Genomic DNA, 18362 nt, shown 5'->3' with positions numbered 1-18362 from the left:
CTCAGATAGTTCGTGAATAACCCAGTTTTTAGATAACATCTGTTTCAATACAAGCTATATTCGTTGCTCAATTTTTAGGTGTGAGATGCCGCTATCCGTAAGTTGATAATCGTGGTCCTTGATTTTATCGAATTTCATTTTCAATAAGTTATGCAACCCGTTCATTGTGATGAATTTCACAGTATATCCATTTGAAAGTATAGATAAGAACTTTTGCGGATCTTGATCATAAAGTTTAATAAGTTCATTGAAATCGTAAGCAGGTTTCACGTTCTCCCAAAAGCCGATATCTTTCTGCGCAATTTTGGTAATGATTTCATCATCTGATACGCCGTTGCCACGAAGCGTTTCAATCATGTAAGCATCCATCATCGTAATCTTGTTAGTGTCCACTAGTGTTCCCCCTAATAGTAGTGTTGACTCAATTATAGAGGAGTGCAAGGCATCCTATTCAACACCAACCAACCAATCTGTGTTTGTTCGGTAGTTTGGCCTGTGGAAAAATAACAGGAAACAAGTTGAATGCGGCATGACCGAGCATATATTTGGGCGACCGAGCATAAAGTTGTATAACCGAACATATCTATTGGCCGTCCGAGCATATCGGTTGTCCTCCGATCATATCCATGGGCTAATCGAGCATACCGGATATTCTCCGATCATATCCATGGGCTAATCGAGCATACCGGATATTCTCCGATCATATCCATGGGCTAATCGAGCATACCGGATATTCTCCGATCATATCCATGGGCTAATCGAGCATACCGGATATTCTCCGATCATATCCATGGGCTAATCGAGCATACCGGATATTCTCCGATCATATCCATGGGCTAATCGAGCATACCGGATATTCTACGATTATATCCATTGGCCGACCGAGCATATCGGATATTCTCCGATTATATCCATAGCCAATCGAGCATAAAGTTACAGCATCAACCAATCATATCTCTCTCGTCAGTCTCTATTCGAGTGGAAAAGCGGATTACTAGAAACTTATTCAACAGAAAAGCTCCCACGAGGTTACTAATCGTGGGAGCTTTTAGCACTAGACACCTATTCAATTCACGCTATACGCCACCAAGCCCTTAGCATTGGCATACAATGCCGCGTTTGTTCGATCGGCAAGATCTAACTTTGCTAATACCTGACTGACATGTTTTTTTACAGTAAACTCTGTAATATATAAAGCCTGTGAAATTTGTTTATTTGAATGGCCCATCCCGAGTTCGAGTAATATCTCCTTTTCCTTCGGTGTTAGCTGTTCGATATGCCTATCATTTTCAAAAGGGCTTTCCTTCGATTTTATCACCAAATCAAACACCCCTGGATCATAATACTTTCTACCTCTGCCGATAACTCCGAGGGCATGGATCAGTTCTTCAGGTAATGCCTCTTTTAATATATAGCCATCGACTCCTATTTCTTTTGCCTGTTTAAAGTCGTGCTCTTCCGTCGATGAAGTTAGCACAACAAATTTACAGGTTATTCCTTGTTGTTTTGCTTCTGTAATTAATTCCAAACCGGATTCATTTCCCAAGCGAAGATCCACTATCGCCAAATCAGGTGTAGTGTCATGGAATAGAGTTAGCGCGTCATTTCTATTTGCTGCTTCACCTAGGATTTCAATTGCTCCATCTATAGTAAGGATAGATGTTAATCCTTTTCTTACTAATGGATGATCGTCGACAATAACAATTTGCATTAGCCAATCACCTGGACCTTCTCAAGTATTTTTGCGGTTGGAATTTCGATTTGTATTTCTGTCCCTATCCCGTGTAATCCACTTATCAAAAACGTTCCTGCAAAAGTACTTACAAGACGTCTCATATTGAAGAGACCGATACCTTTTTCATGCTGGCCATCGGATATGTGCGAATTAATTCCGATTCCATTATCATGAATTTCCAATACAGTTTTCTCGTCCAGTATAGATAATCTGAGTTCAATAGCCGTGGACTGACCATGGCGAACGGCATTTCCGCAAGCTTCACAAATAATTCTATAGAGTGCTTGTTTTAATTCGCTGGATAGTAAAGCTTCATCACCCGTTATTTGACAATCAATCTGTATATCACTTAACCGTGCGTACTCGTCCAAATAATTCTTCAGCTGGACTAGAAAAGGCTTTTCACCATTCTTTGTCGAGTTGAGACCGTAAATAGCCAACCGTAGTTCCTTTAATGTAGTGTTGGCAGATTGTGAAAGAAATTGATATTCATCATTCAACTCAGTACTTGTCATACTTTTACTTTTTGTTTGTAAACTATGCAGAGAATAAACAATACCGACCAATCTTTGCGAAACACTGTCGTGGATTTCATTGGAGATACGATTTTGTTCCTTACTTACAATCATTTGCTCCTTCATTGAATCTGTATGAATTCTTTCGAGCATTATTTCACTAAGTTCGGCTAAAAACTCAAAAGGGCGATTGAAGAGTAATGTTTCTCTAGCCTCACTTGAATCGGAAATCTTAACGCCGATAACGCCGATAGTAGTGGAGGTTCTAATGACTTTCATCCCGTACCAATCCTCGTTAATTTTACTGACAAACAGTTCATTCTCCAGACGTATAGTATTCCATTCTTTTTTTAGGCCAGTTTCAATATGGGGATTACTCGTAGAAGATGCTAGGTAGCTATTTTGATGATTTACATCCGTTAACCAAAAGAATGCTTCATCACTATGTGTAAGCTTGATGATAGCTGCTATTATTTCATTCATTATAATTTGAGGGCTTGAATTATCCATTAGGTGGTACAGCGATATACCGTGCTTCAATGTATCTAGATAGGTATCATTCGTTTCGATTGGTTTATTAGTAGTGCATGCTTGTACCAAATCCAAAGCAGCAGCTTTCTGAGTGTATCCTTCTAATATATCAGCTAGAATCTTTCTGATTTTTGTCACACCCTCTCATTTCATAATAAAAACCCAATCAACTTGAACATAATGTCCAAGTGTAATTAGGTCGGTTGCACCAATAACTCCATACATCCAAGGTGCCCATATAGAGGATGTATTTCACAGTTTCCGTAAATTATATTCTTTTATATAGTTCAGTATAACCAAATTACATTGAATATGACGTCATCTCCTGCGGTTGAAGAGGTTCTTTTTTTTTGTTATTAACTTGTATTTTAGCGAATTAAGACTTTTCAGTTACTTGTTACCTATCAGTAAATCAATATTAAAGGTTACTTCTATAAGATAGAGCTATTACTTCCGAGTTAGCTATTCATTAACAGAAGTAGAAGTGAACTGGTACAAAAGTGCACCGACCCTACACTAAAGTAGAAAATCGAAGTAGACAAACGATATCAGAAAATCACTCTTTAGAGTGAGGATGCCCGCCAGGAATACTCCTATACTAAAAGTAGTTACAAAAATGGTAACGAGCCGAAAAAAGCATTGGAGGAGATTTCCATGAAAAAGTATGACACCTACTAAAGGGGTGTCAACGATCACAACAGCTGCCAAACTATGAAAATGGTGCATGCAATCAAGGCTACTTTATCAGGTGAAAATGAACTCATACCTTAGATCGAAGAAGAAAATAATTTCTTCCAAGTCGCAGGGAAGAACAAAAGAACAAGCATTCAATAAAAGCGAAAAAATACAAACTAATTGGAGGAAATTAAAAATGGGTATTAAACAAAAGCTTGCAATGGGTATCGCAACTGGAGCATTGGCTGTAAGTATGATCGGCGGGGGAACATATGCTTATTTCAACGACGTGGAAACAAGCACGAATACATTCGCTGCCGGTACACTGGATTTATCGCTAAAACCTGAAACAATTATCGATGTAAAAAACATTAAGCCTGGCGACTGGATGAATCGTGATTTTACATTGAAAAATGACGGCACACTCGACATATCCAAGGTATTACTTAAGACAGAGTATACAGTAACAGACAAAAATGGTGATAATGTAGAAAACTTTGGAAGTCATATCCGAGTTAACTTCATGTGGAACCACGATAAATCAATCACGGGACCGTGGACTGGACTGGACAACGTGGTTTACCAAACAACTCTTGCTGAGTTACAGGGTATGACACCAGATGCCGTTGCAAATAAAGTCTTTGTCCCATACCTTGAAGAAAAAGGCGGTTTAAAAGCCGGCAATTCTGACACGCTGTCCGTACAATTCGAATTTGTCGAGAACGACAAAGATCAAAACGAATTCCAAGGTGATTCTTTAGAGCTTAAATGGACATTTGATGCACAGCAGACAAAAGGGGAAAAGAAATAACATATATCCCGGGAGGAGAGCACTTCTCCTCCTTCCTTTTATTTCATCAATCAACCAATGCTCTTCCTTATATATATTTCTCAACATATAACTCGATTTTATGTTTTGAGGAATATACGTAAGAAAAATCCAGTGGTAAAAAATCGAAAGGCGGGATCAGGTTGAAAACCAGCCGAAGGCGCAAACGTAGGAAAAAGCATCAAGGTCCATTTCTGACTTTAAAATTGGCACTCATATGCTATTTAGTCATCTTTAGCATTAGTTATATTTCGTCTGACACATCCGCATATCTCAGTAGCCAGTCGGAAGTCTCCCAGATGATCACTGCCGAATGGGAAGTTCCGGTTGTACTTACGAATCAATGCGGTGAGGAAATTGAAAAGGATGCTGTAACGGGCGAGGAAATCAAGATCGACCGCGAGAACATAGATAATAAGCCTAAGGAAGAAAACGATAAGGACACGGTATCGGGTGAGGAAACCGAAGTCGACTGCCTAGACAAAGATGATAAGACTAAGGAAAAAGAAGAACAGGATGCTGCACCAAGCGATGTCGACTGCAAGCGCGAAGATGATAAGTCTGTTGGAGAAAACGAACAGGATGCTGTTTCAAGCGAGAAAATAAAGACCGACTGCAAGAATATAGATGATGAATCTAAGGAAGAAATTGAAAAGGATAAGGCCACAGAAGGTGAAGATGATAAAGCAGATTCGGATGCTAACAAAGAGAACGAGCAGCAGAAGCCTGAAGATGACGGTAAAAAACAGCCGGACGGCAAGGATGGATCTGTTGATGAATCTACTGAAAAGAAACCGGAAGAAAAGGATTCTATAGAAAGTAAGGCTCCAGAAAATAACTCTGAAACAAAGAATGAAGCTGAAGTGAACGCTGTCGTAAAACCAGAAAATAATACAAAGAAAGTAGAAGGTGATACAAATGAGAGAGAAGAAGTTAATGAAAAAGAAGAAACGAATGAAGAGGATAAGTAGCATCGTCTCAGGCATATTGATGGTTCTGCTGATTAGTGTCGCTTCCGTAGTGGTCTTCACGAAAATCTCAGGCGGCGAGCCACAACTTTTCGGTTACCAACTAAAAACTGTTCTGTCGGGATCCATGGAGCCGGGAATCCTAACAGGCTCGATCATTGCTGTGAAACCGGCTGAAGATAAAACTAATTTTAAAAAAGGCGACGTCATCACATTTCAGGAAGCAGAAAATATTTTGATCACACACAGGATTACTGAGGTGGTCAAAAGTGGCGACTCCGTACTTTACCGGACAAAAGGCGACAACAACAATGCAGAGGACATGAATCCAGTTCTGTCTGACAATGTGGTAGCAGAGTACACCGGTTTTACAGTGCCTTACGTAGGGTACTTCATTAACTTTACCCAGTCGAAGAACGGTGCGCTTTTGCTATTAATACCCGGATTCCTGCTGCTTATCTACTCGGGGTTTACGATTTGGAGAGCACTTGGAGAAATCGAATTGGCTCCGAAAAAAAAGGTGAATATAGTGGGGGAAGATGCCGGAGAAGGTTCTTCCTGAATCAATCGCTAAGATATGTAAGGAGGCATTATCATGAGCAAACTGTTTCGACTGTTTCCGGTTCTTCTATTGATTAGCGGAATCTGTTTCTTTCCTATGACGAGCGTATTAGCAGATGGTGAAGACAACACGGGCAAGGATGATATAGACATCAGCATTTCACCAAATGATACGTTATTTGAAATCAGCAATATGAAGCCTGGGGACTGGGCACCTCGGACCATTACAGTCAAAAACTTAGGTAGCAAAGATTTTGCCTACCAAATGCAGTTAGAAAACAGTGGAGAAAAAAAGCTGTTCAATGAGCTACTGCTGGAAATAAAAGCCGACGACAAGGAATTGTATCAGGGCAAATTGGCTGCATTTAAATCTCTGCCCGCAAGAAAACTTACACGCGGCAGCGGGGAGAATCTGGACATCACTATTCGTTTTCCGGAGCACCTTGGAAATGATTTTCAAGGCCTTGGGGCGGCATTTGTTTTCACTTTTACGGCGGAAGGAAGAGATAACCCGGGGAATGGAGGAGGCGATAACCCAGGGGACGGAGGAAGCGATAACCCTGCGAATGGAGGAAACGATAGCCCTGCGAATGGAGGAAGCGATAGCCCTGCGAATGGAGGAAGTGATAACCCTGCGGAGGAAGGAAGCGATAACCCTGCGGAGGGAGGAAGTGATAACCCAGGGGAGGGAGGAAGCGATAGCCCGGCGGTTCAAGTCACAATACCAGGACAGATCGACAGCGGCGTTCCAACAACAGCCGGGTTCAACTTGCCTGCCACGTCAACAAATATATTTAATTTGATGTTAGTTGGTTCTGTACTTGTGGCAGGTGGAATTGTGTTGATGATCATCAGGCATTACAGAAGGATGAAAATAGCTCAATAGACACGTAAATGACTCAAATGGCTAATTGGTTAAAGAGAAACTTTTGAAAAGCTGCCTGTGCATGGCGTATCATGCCTTGGTAGCTTTTCTGTTTTCCGTCAAAACTGAAGTGAATATGAGATGAATCAACACATCCTTTATTAGCTGGAGGTGATGCAATTTGCTGAAAAAAATGGCTGTGATTTTGCTGGCGAGTGGACTATTTTTCATTGGATACGCCAGTCTGCAGCTTAAGTCCGCACAGCAGTCGGAAAAAGTCGCACTAGCTCAGGCAAAGGAAGAGTTGGAACAACAAAAAATAAAGTCACCCCAGCTTGAGTCATCCCATCCCGACCTGTCTTTTCAGAACGGTCAAACAATCGGCATCCTGCAAATTCCCATTATCCAAAAAGAGCTTCCCATTGTGGAAGGGACGGATGACGATGCTTTAAAGCAAGGCGTTGGTCACTACACAGGCACCGTTTATCCCGGGCAAAAAGATCAAATTCTGTTATCGGGACACAGGGACACCGTGTTTACTGGATTGGACAAATTGCAAAATGGCGATACAATCATTATGGAAATGCAGCATGGTACCTTTACATATGCCGTTGTGGATACGGAAATTGTAGATGCAAATGATACAACAGTCATCCGTTCTACAGCACCGGAAGAAATGCTGACTTTATCCACATGCTATCCATTTCGGTATATCGGCAATGCACCGCAACGGTATATTGTTTATGCGATACCGGAGTGAAATGAGAACCTACAAGACTTCGTTATTCAAAAAAGTATGGAAAAAATCCAGCCAAGTACGTGATTGGTTGGATTTTTGCATGCTTAGCACCGAATACTGTCGCTATTTCTTCTCACATCGATAAGAACCTAGATCTATTACAACTGCCCATCGATTAATCAATATCCAAAGTTACTTCTATAAAATAGAACCAATCATCGAAGTAGAAGCGACCTGGTACAAAAGTATACCGACACTACACTAAAGTAGAAAACCGAAGTAGACAAACGATACCAGAAAAGTACTCTTTAGAGTGAGGATGCCCGACAGGAATACTCCTATACTAAAAGTAGTTACAAAAAAGGTAACAAGCCGAAAAAAGCATTGGAGGAGATTTCCATAAAAAAGTATGAAATCTACTAAAGAGGTGTCAACGATGAAAAAAAATCTGGTGTTTGTTCTGGTGTTTACTCTCTTAATGGGCGCAGGAACCATTTATGCAAGTGGCAATCCAGGACAGAACCTTTCCGAATGGTATAAGAATGCATTCCATAAAGAAAGCGAAAAGTTGGGTGCAGCTACTGCAACCGGTATGATATTGGTCTTGAAAGAAGTCAATGTTTTTGTGAGAGATTCAAAAAAAAGCATTGATTATGCATTGGCAAGTTTCCGCGACGATAAGGTGAAAGAAGCGGAGTCCGGCATCGAAAAGTATCAGGCTGACACGATAAATAGTCTGAACGCTACGGTTAATAAACTTGAAAACGTAAACTTCAATGATTACGTGGACAAGCAGAACATTGAAGCACAAATTGATCAGGAATTCGAAAAGATGGTAGAAGACGTATTTAGCGAATAAGCACTCATACAAACCAATATGATAAAAGGGGATAATTAAATGTTCAAAACAGTAAAAGGTAAAGTAATCGCAGGAACAATGGTATTTGGACTCGTAACAGGTGCAGGAGTAGCGTTCGGTGCAACAGATGCAGGCACAAACCTCAAAAATTGGTATGACGGGCAATTTGGGAAGGCATCCACAAATGTAGCAGGACAAGTTGCAGCATACGCTGGCGGTAAAGTTGACGGATTGGCGGTTGAATATAATGGCTTGAAAACAGATGCTACAAACAGTATTAATGCAAAGGGCGTAGCCCAAGCAGGTGTAGCAAACAAAAATACTGAGAAACTAAGCCGAGAACATATTGATGCAATAAAAGAAGAACAAGCACATATCAACACTTATTTGTCTGGTCAATTTGATAGCTTATCAAATTTTGCTAACGGCTTAATTAATCAAGCTGGTGATGACGCCCTTCAATATGCGAAAAATGATTTAGGGGAATACACAGGAGCTGCGGGAAATGCCGCGAATGAAAAAGTTAAAACGGACGTAAAAGCCGTAACTAATCAAGCTGTTAAAGACTTGGAAGATACAATTAATGCGGCGAAAGCAGATCTTCAAACTAAATTAGATAAGGAAACGGGTTTAACCGTTACTGAAATTAAAGGTTTAATCGACGCGAAAATCAATGAACTTCGCACAAAAGTTACCGATTTGAAAGATGGCTTGGTGAAGGAGCAGGAAAAAATTATTACAATGACAGCAAAAGGACTTCAACTTGAAGCTGAAAAAGCAATGAAAGCTTTGGTTGATGGCATTAACAAATAATACTAATATTCAATAAGGACCTCATCCAGTGAGGTCCTTATTGTTTTAAATGGAGGTGCAACTATGTCGAATAAATTCAAAAGGTATAAAAGTAACTTCAGTTTTAAAAAGATAGGCCTATTACTCGGGGCTCTCCTGTTAACGATTGGTCTAGGAAGCGGCATGAATAATGCATTTGCTGGCGAGGATGCCGGGAGTTCATTAATAAATTGGTTTGGAGCCAAAAGGACGGCATCCGAACAGGAAATATCTGCAGCAATCACTGAAGAAAAAGACAAACTTATGGGCGAGTTGAAAATAGCTTTGCAAGAAGCTAAGCAAAGTGCCGAAGACGAATTGGCGAAATTCACTGAAGAACAAAAACAAATCCGTACAAGTGAATTGCAGAAATTCGCCGCTAATTTAAAAGCGAATATAGAAATCGACCTCACTAAAGAAAAAGAGGCGATTATTGCCGAGTTGGATGCAGAACATAAGCAAGCCATCGAAGACTTGGAAAACCCAGCGGCTCCAATCAATCCAACACCAAAACCAGGAGTAAAACCGGAACCAGCTCCAGAGCCGGGGGCAGAAGTGAAACCGGAGCCAACGCCAGAACCTGAATTGGAGACACAACCAGTGTTGCCACCTGAATCGGATACAGAACCGAAACCCGAGCCAGCATCTGAACCGGAAACAGCGCCAATAACGGAGCCGACTTCAGAATAACTTGCAGGCGCGGGTTAGTGACAATGAATCCCTGCAAATCAGAGGCAATCAAGCTTTATTGGACGACAAAAATCCAGCCAAGTACGTGATTGGCTGGATTTTTGTATGTTTATCACCTAAAACTATCCCTATTTCTTCTCACCAATCATAACCGCCCTGCTACCGATCATATATCCTGCCAACCGATCATAACTGGCGGGCTGCCGATTATATATCCCACTCACCGATCAAAACCGCCGCGCTACCGATCATATATCCCGTCAACCAATCATATACCTCATCCGACTCTCCTCGATTGGGGAATTTGGGGACACAACCAGTGTTGCCATCTGAATCGAATATAGAAACGAAACCCGAGCTAGCAACTGAACCGGAAACAGCGGCACCAATTGAACAACAAAGAAATCCAGCCAATCTCATAAATGGCTGGATTTCTCTATGTCTAACACCTAAAACTATCCCTATTTCTTCTCACCAATCAACAACTCGTACAACTCCGACCAGTCGGTAATCCGTGGGAAATCCAGATGTCGATTATACGATTGGCTTTTGGCGAACAAATTGAGGGGATGATTCCTCAACGTCTCAAGAACCGCAGGCTTGTCATCGAAATAATAGTCTAGGTTTAAATCCTTGATGATGTTGACTTTGTCTTCATCTTTCATGCCGTAATAAAACCTGTCTTTGTTAACAGGAAACCCATTTTCAATCATCCACTCGATTGTACGCTTGCCATGAACGTCGGGTCTCGCCGTAATATAATAAATTTCATGACCTTCTTTATCCAGCCTTTGTAAGGTTTCCACTGCATCTGGATAGGGAGGACAGGATGTGAAATAGATTTCTTCCAATGAACGATTCCACATTTGACTGCCTTGTTCAGCAGTCATGTCAAAAAGCTCATGAATTTCAACCTTATCCAGTGCGTGGAAGAGATCTACCGCCACTGTCCGATTCAACTTCGTGTTGTAAAGTTGAAAAGCATGTTCCCTCAAATTAATCAACGTATCATCAATGTCAAAACCGAATTTCATTTTCCAAAACCTCTATTCATTTGCAGTATATCGCGGATAGCCCGTGAACTTGAAATCTTTGCCGACGGGGGTAATCTGGAGATCCGCCAAGTCTATAGCATTCCGCATTAATTCTACGCCTGTACCTTCAAGAAATGTTGGTGCATGGGCGCCTCCGACTAGTTTAGGTGCGATATAAATTTCAACTTTGTCGACCAGCTGATTTTCAAGGAAAGCGGCGTGAATGGAGCCGCCGCCTTCAATTAAGACGGAGGAAATAAGCTTTTCACCGAGAATGCGGACGACGTCATTTGGGTTCACTTGTTTCACTCCGGAAGTTGGGAAGATTAAAATTCCTTGTTCTTCTAGCTTCTGTTTAGCTAGTTGGTCAACTTCTTGTGCAGTGAAAATCCAAGTGGGTGCCTGTCCGTCGGTTACGATCTTTGAATCCAGTGGAATTCGCAGTGTGGAATCTAAAATGACGCGAATCGGATTCCTTCCATTAGGGATCCGTGTAGTTAATTCGGGATCATCCTCAATTACTGTATTGACGCCAACTAAAATAGCCATATTTTCATTGCGCAGTACATGCCCGTCATGCCTAGCTTCGGCGGATGTAATCCACTTACTGTCGGCTGTGTGTGTTGCGATTTTTCCGTCCAATGTGCTTCCTGCTTTCATCGTCATGAAAGGCTTTTGCTCGACGATGAACTTGTTAAATACTTCATTCATCTGACGAGATTCCTCTTCCATTATGCCGACGATGACCTCAATTCCGGCATCTTCTAAAATCTTGACACCGTTACCGGCAACAACAGGATTTGGATCAAGCGTGGCGATAACAACTTTGTTAATCCCGGCTCCAACAATGGCTAGTGCACAAGGACCCGTTCGCCCGTAATGCGAGCATGGCTCAAGGGTCACATAAATCGTGCCGCCTTTTGCCCTATCACCAGCCATCCGAATGGCATGTATTTCCGCATGCGGTTCTCCAGCCTTTAAATGTGTCCCGATGCCAACTACTCGATTGTCATTGACGATAACCGAACCGACGAGTGGATTTGGATCTGTCTGTCCTTTCATCGCGCTCGCATTGCTTAGGGCTAAATTCATGTAAAATTCATGGTTAGTCATTTGGCTGAGTTCCTTTTTCATCTAAATGGCCTGAACGATCAATCTTTGTCTGCAAATAACTTTCATTGAACTCTGATTTATCGCCCCATAAAGGTTCTCTTCCGGATACAGGGAGCCCAGCATTTTTCAGTGCATCCAGTTTCTTTGGATTATTTGTCATGAGCTTAACAGGTTTTGTCCGTAGCGTCTTGAGTACCTGAATCGCATCATCATAATTTCTGGAGTCGTCGACAAATCCAAGGCTTTCGTTTGCTTCCACTGTATCATAGCCATTTTCCTGCAGCACATAGGCCATCGCTTTGCTGAATAAACCGATGCCGCGCCCTTCATGATTCGCTAAATAAAACAGCGCACCCGTCCCATGGTCCGCAATATTCTGCATCGATTGCTTAAGCTGATAGCCGCAATCGCATCTTTTACTACCAAATATATCGCCAGTATGGCAAATTGAATGCATGCGAATTAACGCATCATCCGCATTTTCGAAATCTCCGTAAACGAGCACGCTTGACTGTTGGTACTCCGCCAAATTCGCAGATGACAGCTGTTCGATAATTTCTAAGTAATTGTCCGTTACTTGGCAACGGCTAAGCCAGCAATACCATTGAAAAACAACTGTTTCTCCATGCAGATTAACAGGTAGTTGGATTGGTCCGACCAAGTAGATGGCGCCTTCATCTGTGGGTATCATTTGTATTTTATCTTTTAATACGTCAAGGATTTTTGGTTCCAGTTTCAAATTCAACATACAATCATTCCTTCTATTTAAATTTGGTTTATCATGCAAACTTATAGTAACTGTAGTACTTGAGCCACTTCAAGTGGATTTTCATAAGTGCAATAAATCAGGAAATTATTCCTTTAGCATACCTCATTGTTTCGTGATTTACTTTAAAGTTGTTTGGGGCAGTTTGCTAGGCAGACCTTTCACTAAAACTTCATCCTCTTCTATACGTATGCGCTTATATCTGATTGTCGGTGACAGTCACCCAGTCAAATTGAAAACTGCCGAATAAGCGGTGACAAAAGCAAAGAAATCGTGCAAATTATTATTTTGCTCCGAGCTGATCTTTTATTATTTACATGGAATGCAGAAAGAGGGATAATAGTATTACAAAATAATTTAATGTCGAAGGACTGTATTTCACTCATGAAAAAACAGCACAAAAAAGAAACACGTACACATTTTATATTCCGTTATCTATTCATTATGATAGGGGCGACTATGGCGGCCGTCGCAATTGAACTATTTCTTGTTCCAAACTCTATTATAGATGGTGGAATCATCGGGATTTCACTAATTCTTACTTTTTTAACGGGTATCCCATTCGGTTTACTCATACTTCTGATCAACTTGCCATTCCTTTTCTTTGGCTATAAGTATATCGGGAAGAACTTTTTCATATCTTCCTCTTTTGCAATCGTTGTACTTGCGCTTGTGGAAATTCCACTTAAGGCGGTTGACCCTTTTGTGACGGATCCGCTTCTTGCGACTGTCTTCGGAGGGCTACTGTTAGGAGCGGGCGTTGGGCTTGTCATTCGTAATGGCGGTGCTTTAGATGGGACTGAGATACTTGGTATTTTATTGACTAAAAAGATTCCATTCTCTGTCGGCGAATTTGTGATGTTTTTCAATATCTTCATTTTCGGCTGGGCAGGCTTTGTACTCGGCTGGGAGCAAGCCATGTATTCGATTTTGACGTATTATATCGCTTCAAAAACAATCGATGCCGTTATCCAAGGTTTGGATGAAACAAAAGCGGTGATTATCGTGTCGGATGAATACGAGGAACTCGGTATTGCTATTAATGAACGTCTCGGTAGAAGCATTACGAACCTTAAGGGAAGCGGCGGTTATAACAACAGTGACAAAGATGTCATTTACGTAGTTGTCACGCGTCTGGAAATAAGTAAATTGAAACAAATCGTCCATGAAGTCGATGCAAATGCATTTTTAACAATCATGAATACGCAAGAAGCACACGGTGGACAGTTTAAAGCGCCGATTCATTGAGATAAACAACAAAAAGAAGTGTAGACCTCAATCGGTCTGCACTTCTTTTCATGTGCGCCCTGCATGGGCGAATACTCGGTGGTGAAAGTCCACTACAGGCTTGGCAGTAGGAACTGTTAGCGAAAGACAAGGTGGCTATCGTGAGGTAGTGGCTGAAGGAAGTCGGACGCAAACTCCTGAACTGACGAACAGAAACTAGATAGAAGGCTGAATTAGGTCGGATAAGGTTGCATGACAAACCGAAGTCCAATACTGCCCGAAACCTATACAGTAAATCTAGCAGTTACATGGGAGGAAAGTATTCGCTCTTACCGGGGGAGGTCTTACGAGGGCACAGTGCAAGTTAAATGATAACGAACCAGTGCAATCTCTGTGGTGACATGAAGATGAATCGTAAGAAGTCAGCAGAGGTCATAGTAGTGTTCACTGACAGGACATGAAGGACTGAACAATAATAATTTTGAGGATACAAGGAGGTGTGGAAATTGCGAAAACCGCAGAAAATAGGGAAACCTAGCTACCGTCAGAGAGATAATGTGGAACATGAAGGGTATGACGGAGTGCATAGTAATTTCCATGGTGAACTGAACAATCAAAATGGTGTACATCTGTTTGAGAAAATCCTCTCAAGGAATAATCTCAATCAAGCTTACCTACAAGTTGTCAGAAATAAGGGAGCCGCAGGCTCAGATGGTATAACCTATGACCAGCTACTCCCATACTTGAAGGAGCACAGGGAAGAATTACTAGTGAAATTACATAACGGAACTTACCGCCCGCAACCCGTGTTGCGGGTTGAAATTCCTAAACCAGACGGTGGTGTAAGAAAACTAGGAATTCCAACTGTAATCGACCGGATGATTCAACAAGCAATCAATCAAGTCTTACAACCCATTTTTGACCCTACGTTCTCCGATAATAGCTTTGGGTTTCGTCCAAAGCGTAGTGCACATCAAGCTATCACCCTAGCGAAGTCGTACTACGAACAAGGATACAAATATGTTGTAGATATGGATATGAAAGCTTATTTTGACACAGTAAACCACGATAAACTTATGCACTATATTGAGGAAAAGGTTCAAGATAAGCGTGTTTTACGTCTTATCCGCCAATATCTCAAAAGCGGTATTATGGTAAACGGTTTATTTCAAGCATCCGAAGAAGGAACCCCGCAAGGGGGGAACTTATCGCCGCTATTAAGTAATATTTACTTGAATGAATTCGATAAACTCCTCACAACACGTGGGCACAAATTCGTCCGTTATGCGGATGACTGCAATATTTACGTCAAAAGTAGACGGGCAGGTTATCGAGTGATGGAGAGTTCAACCAACTTCCTTGAAGGCGAACTAAAATTAACCGTAAATCGTGAGAAAAGTGCGGTAGGAAGTCCACTGAAACGAAAGTTTCTAGGGTTCTGCCTATTGGCAACTAAAAACGGCGTCAAAATTCGACCACATCAAAAGGCGAAATCTACTGTGAAGCAAAAGTTGAAGAAAATAACAAAGCGGAACAGAGGGAGAAGCATTGAAGTTCTATTCAAGCAAATCAAGCAGCTAATGACGGGGTGGATAAACTACTACGGTATTGGTGAAATGAAAAGCTTTATGAATGAATTAAACGGTTGGTTGAAACGACGAATCAGGCAATACATTTGGAAACAGTGGAAAAACCCACGAACGAAATGTAAAAATCTAATTCAACTAGGTACCGAAGAGCGAAAAGCCTTTGAATGGTCAAATACCCGAAAGGGTTACTGGAGGATTTCTTCCAGTTATATCCTTCATAGGTCTTTAACAGATAGAAAACTGGCACAACTCGGATATATGGATATATCCGTGAAGTACCAGTTTGTACACTCAAATTATTGAACCGCCGTATACGGATCCGTATGTACGGTGGTGTGAGAGGGACGAACGAATCAAATTTCTGATTCGTTCACTCTACTCGATTAATAAAGAAAAAGCCCCCATCCGGCTTGGGATAGGGAGACTATCAATTAGTACTTGGGACAAACACGTGGAAGTTAACGTTAAAAGTTTCTCGGAATTGAATGTCGTTTTTGTCAGCGTAAAGTGTAACTTGGACGTCCTCTGCAGATACATCGCTGTCCGTTGAAGGTTTAGTACTTGGTTTCAAGAGGGCGAAGAAGTCTTCTTTCAACGTATTTTTTGCGGTGGGTCGCGAGAGGTCGACAGCTTTAGCATTACCTATGCTAATTTTTTTCACGCCGAGCGCTCGCAATTTACTAGAGAAAACACCAATTCCGGTCAACCCTTTAATCCCTTCGTCAATATCATAGGCAGTCATCGTTACTGTATTTGTCCTGCTATTAAACCTTGATTCGGCAACTTTTTTAACGCCTACTTCAATGACACCATTTTGCGTAACGACTTTTCTGATTTCAGCACGCGCCTTTTCAATTGGATTAGACGCGACTTTGATATTCTCGGTACGTACAACGAACGATGCCATTTGGGCACGTGTGATGCTAGCATTCGGATCGAAAGTTGTTGGCGTCTTTCCTTTCGTCACCTTGTTAGTGACGAGTGCCTTGACATGATCCACGTACCACGCAGAATTACTTACATCTCTGAATGGATTTACGGTAGATTTACCCTCGAGTTTGAATCCGAGATCGATTGCTTTCGCCATATGGGCACGCGTCATGGATGCATTTGGTTTGAATGTATTGTCTTCGAATCCTGAAATGAGCCCTGCATTTTCAAGTGCTGCTACATATTTATAGAAGCCATTCTTGTTGTCGAGGTCTTTAAAGCCCGGATTTCTGACGTTTCTCGTATCCAGCTTCAATGCGAGCGCAAGTATTTTCGAAGCTTGACCACGCGTAAGCTCATTGTCCGGACGATATGTACCATCTGAATAGCCTTTGACAATTCCACGCCCAGCAAGATTCATAATCGGATCATAATGGTCAAGAGTCGGTTTTACATCTGTAAATGAAGTACCGGCCGCATCGGTAGTGACAGGTACTGCAGTAACAATCACTCCCAAGACAACTGCCACAGAAACAGTAGCCGCATATATCTTTCTTCGTAAATTGCTCATTTTGATGTAATTCCCTCCAATAGTTAAACTTTTATGGCAATAATATGGATTTTAATACACAAAGAAACTATAGCATAATCCTATTTAGAATGATAACTCAATATATGAACTAATTATAGAGTTAAGCTGGACTTCTAGTACTTAACGGAAATGGTACTAGTTGGTTAGTTGGGGAATTGGATGTGATTGTTGAGGAGTCAACGAATCGGAAAGCGTTCAACCAAACTATCGAAGTGTCCAACCAACGCGATGGAGTGTCCAACCAATTCCGTGAAGAGTCCAACAAACCGGAAAGCGTCCAACCAAACTATCGAAGCCTGCAACAAACGTGGTGGAGCCTCCAACCAATCCCGTGAAGTGTTCAACAATCCTGGTGTCGTATATACTAAAGGTGTTGGAGGTGTGGAAATGAAATCATTAATCGATAAAATTAAACAAAGCTTGGCTATTTTATCTGCTGCTGAAAAAAAAGTGGGTGAATACATAATTTTGCATTCGGAGCTAATCCCCAATATGACGACGAAAGAGTTGTCAAAAAAGACAGGTGTAAGTGAAGCGAGTGTAATTCGCTTTTGCAAATCGATTGGAATGGGTAGCTTCAAGTCATTTAAACTTGCGCTTGTTAAGGATTTAACGTTAACAGAAATGAATTTGACGGATTTTTCGATATTACAGAAGAAGGATACCCCCTACGACTCATTTCAAAAGGTTATACAGGTAAATAAACTCGCAATTGAATCTTGCACGGACTCAATGGATAAGAAGGAGTTATTGAAAGCAGTAGATGCCATAAAAGACGCGAAAAAAATTGTTTTCTTTGGTGTTGGCGGATCATCGACTGCAGCACTTGATGCACACTATAAATTTACAAGGCTAGGGTATCAATCTATTACCTCTTTGGATTTTCATTATATGCTTACGGTTATTCCTTATTTAACTAAAAATGATATTTTTGTTGCCATCAGTACATCGGGAAAGACGAGGGATGTATTGGAACTTGCCCAGTTCGCTCAAAAGAAAGGGGCAATTGTAATCGCAATTACGAATCTGGATAAGTCACCCTTATACAGAACAGCGGATATCAGACTTTGTACCCCGAATGTGGAACAGGATTTTAGAATTGGAAGCATACCTTCCAGAATGACGCAGCTGACGGTCATTGATACCTTATATATGAGCATTTTTCATCATGTCGGAGAAAAGGTAATCAAACAATATCAGGAAGCAAGAAGTGAGATGGAGAAATTACGGAGATGAGGGAACCGAATAAGGGTTTCCTTTTTTTATTCTCTTATGAAATTAAGATTCAGTAATAATTCGAATAATCTTGACAT

General features: G+C 41.3%; 18 protein-coding genes, 1 pseudogene and 1 riboswitch. Of the genes and pseudogenes, 12 read left to right on the top strand and 7 right to left on the bottom strand.

The genetic code is table 11. The annotated features are described in order from the left end of the window. Positions 1 to 54 precede the first annotated feature (54 nt). The 3 genes from MKX62_RS03315 to MKX62_RS03305 form a co-directional block, all read right to left on the bottom strand. Positions 55 to 393 carry a hypothetical protein gene (locus MKX62_RS03315; protein WP_340740694.1) on the bottom strand — a complete coding sequence of 113 codons (339 nt, stop codon included), beginning with the start codon at positions 391 to 393 and terminating at the stop codon, positions 55 to 57. Positions 394 to 1066: 673 nt separating this feature from the next. Continuing rightward, positions 1067 to 1711: a response regulator transcription factor gene (locus tag MKX62_RS03310; protein WP_340740693.1), complete on the bottom strand. Its 645-nt coding sequence runs from the start codon at positions 1709 to 1711 to the stop codon at positions 1067 to 1069. Further along, positions 1711 to 2919 carry a sensor histidine kinase gene (locus MKX62_RS03305; RefSeq protein ID WP_340740692.1) on the bottom strand — a complete coding sequence of 403 codons (1209 nt, stop codon included), beginning with the start codon at positions 2917 to 2919 and terminating at the stop codon, positions 1711 to 1713. Before MKX62_RS03305 ends, MKX62_RS03310 begins: the two co-directional genes overlap by 1 nt. Before the next feature lie 52 nt (positions 2920 to 2971). Then, positions 2972 to 3053: riboswitch (cyclic di-GMP riboswitch) on the bottom strand. A 599-nt stretch (positions 3054 to 3652) separates the two neighbouring features. Between MKX62_RS03305 and MKX62_RS03300 the strand changes: the two genes are divergently transcribed. From MKX62_RS03300 to MKX62_RS03265, 9 genes and pseudogenes are all read left to right on the top strand, one after another. Then, a complete protein-coding gene (locus tag MKX62_RS03300) occupies positions 3653 to 4267 on the top strand; it encodes a CalY family protein (RefSeq protein WP_187045828.1) in 615 nt (204 codons plus the stop codon). Positions 4268 to 4428: 161 nt separating this feature from the next. Beyond that, a pseudogene (locus tag MKX62_RS24395) lies at positions 4429 to 4584 on the top strand (hypothetical protein); the annotation flags it as partial. Further along, positions 4585 to 5256, top strand: coding sequence for a hypothetical protein (locus MKX62_RS03295; protein ID WP_340740691.1), 672 nt, complete (start codon positions 4585 to 4587; stop codon positions 5254 to 5256). Next, positions 5204 to 5815: a signal peptidase I SipW gene (gene sipW, locus MKX62_RS03290; RefSeq protein ID WP_340740690.1), complete on the top strand. Its 612-nt coding sequence runs from the start codon at positions 5204 to 5206 to the stop codon at positions 5813 to 5815. Before MKX62_RS03295 ends, sipW begins: the two co-directional genes overlap by 53 nt. Before the next feature lie 33 nt (positions 5816 to 5848). Continuing rightward, positions 5849 to 6700 carry a hypothetical protein gene (locus MKX62_RS03285; RefSeq protein ID WP_340740689.1) on the top strand — a complete coding sequence of 284 codons (852 nt, stop codon included), beginning with the start codon at positions 5849 to 5851 and terminating at the stop codon, positions 6698 to 6700. A gap of 160 nt (positions 6701 to 6860) precedes the next feature. Next, the gene (locus MKX62_RS03280; protein ID WP_340740688.1) at positions 6861 to 7439 is read left to right on the top strand and encodes a class D sortase; all 579 of its coding nucleotides are present in this window, start codon (positions 6861 to 6863) and stop codon (positions 7437 to 7439) included. 415 nt (positions 7440 to 7854) lie between these two features. Beyond that, a complete protein-coding gene (locus MKX62_RS03275) occupies positions 7855 to 8277 on the top strand; it encodes a hypothetical protein (RefSeq protein WP_340740687.1) in 423 nt (140 codons plus the stop codon). Positions 8278 to 8316: 39 nt separating this feature from the next. Continuing rightward, positions 8317 to 9090: a LeoA/HP0731 family dynamin-like GTPase gene (locus MKX62_RS03270; protein ID WP_340740686.1), complete on the top strand. Its 774-nt coding sequence runs from the start codon at positions 8317 to 8319 to the stop codon at positions 9088 to 9090. A gap of 63 nt (positions 9091 to 9153) precedes the next feature. Beyond that, a complete protein-coding gene (locus MKX62_RS03265; RefSeq protein ID WP_340740685.1) occupies positions 9154 to 9798 on the top strand; it encodes a hypothetical protein in 645 nt (214 codons plus the stop codon). 461 nt (positions 9799 to 10259) lie between these two features. Here MKX62_RS03265 and MKX62_RS03260 read toward each other — a convergent pair whose 3' ends face one another. Genes MKX62_RS03260 through MKX62_RS03250 form a run of 3 tightly spaced genes read right to left on the bottom strand, consistent with a single transcriptional unit; the run spans position 10260 to position 12693 of the window. Beyond that, entirely contained in the window at positions 10260 to 10832 is a 573-nt protein-coding gene (locus tag MKX62_RS03260) for a 5' nucleotidase, NT5C type (protein WP_340740684.1), read from the bottom strand. Between the two features lie 12 nt (positions 10833 to 10844). Then, positions 10845 to 11945: a bifunctional diaminohydroxyphosphoribosylaminopyrimidine deaminase/5-amino-6-(5-phosphoribosylamino)uracil reductase RibD gene (gene ribD / locus MKX62_RS03255; protein WP_340740683.1), complete on the bottom strand. Its 1101-nt coding sequence runs from the start codon at positions 11943 to 11945 to the stop codon at positions 10845 to 10847. Further along, the gene (locus tag MKX62_RS03250; RefSeq protein WP_340740682.1) at positions 11938 to 12693 is read right to left on the bottom strand and encodes a GTP cyclohydrolase II; all 756 of its coding nucleotides are present in this window, start codon (positions 12691 to 12693) and stop codon (positions 11938 to 11940) included. The genes ribD and MKX62_RS03250 overlap by 8 nt, the downstream gene beginning before the upstream one ends. A gap of 402 nt (positions 12694 to 13095) precedes the next feature. Here MKX62_RS03250 and MKX62_RS03245 point away from each other — a divergent pair, with 402 nt between their 5' ends. Then, positions 13096 to 13959 carry a YitT family protein gene (locus MKX62_RS03245; RefSeq protein ID WP_187045819.1) on the top strand — a complete coding sequence of 288 codons (864 nt, stop codon included), beginning with the start codon at positions 13096 to 13098 and terminating at the stop codon, positions 13957 to 13959. 485 nt (positions 13960 to 14444) lie between these two features. Continuing rightward, positions 14445 to 15830 (top strand): group II intron reverse transcriptase/maturase, encoded by a 1386-nt coding sequence (gene ltrA / locus MKX62_RS03240; RefSeq protein WP_338652480.1) that lies wholly within the window; start codon positions 14445 to 14447, stop codon positions 15828 to 15830. A 124-nt stretch (positions 15831 to 15954) separates the two neighbouring features. Here ltrA and MKX62_RS03235 read toward each other — a convergent pair whose 3' ends face one another. Then, on the bottom strand, positions 15955 to 17028 hold the full coding sequence (locus MKX62_RS03235) for an S-layer homology domain-containing protein (RefSeq protein ID WP_340740681.1): 1074 nt from the start codon (positions 17026 to 17028) through the stop codon (positions 15955 to 15957). Between the two features lie 408 nt (positions 17029 to 17436). Between MKX62_RS03235 and MKX62_RS03230 the strand changes: the two genes are divergently transcribed. Next, positions 17437 to 18285 (top strand): MurR/RpiR family transcriptional regulator, encoded by an 849-nt coding sequence (locus tag MKX62_RS03230; protein ID WP_340740680.1) that lies wholly within the window; start codon positions 17437 to 17439, stop codon positions 18283 to 18285. Positions 18286 to 18362: the final 77 nt, after the last annotated feature.

This window comes from Sporosarcina sp. FSL K6-5500 (assembly GCF_038005665.1).
Lineage (GTDB): Bacteria > Bacillota > Bacilli > Bacillales_A > Planococcaceae > Sporosarcina > Sporosarcina psychrophila.
This window is presented reverse-complemented; position numbering and strand designations above follow the sequence as displayed.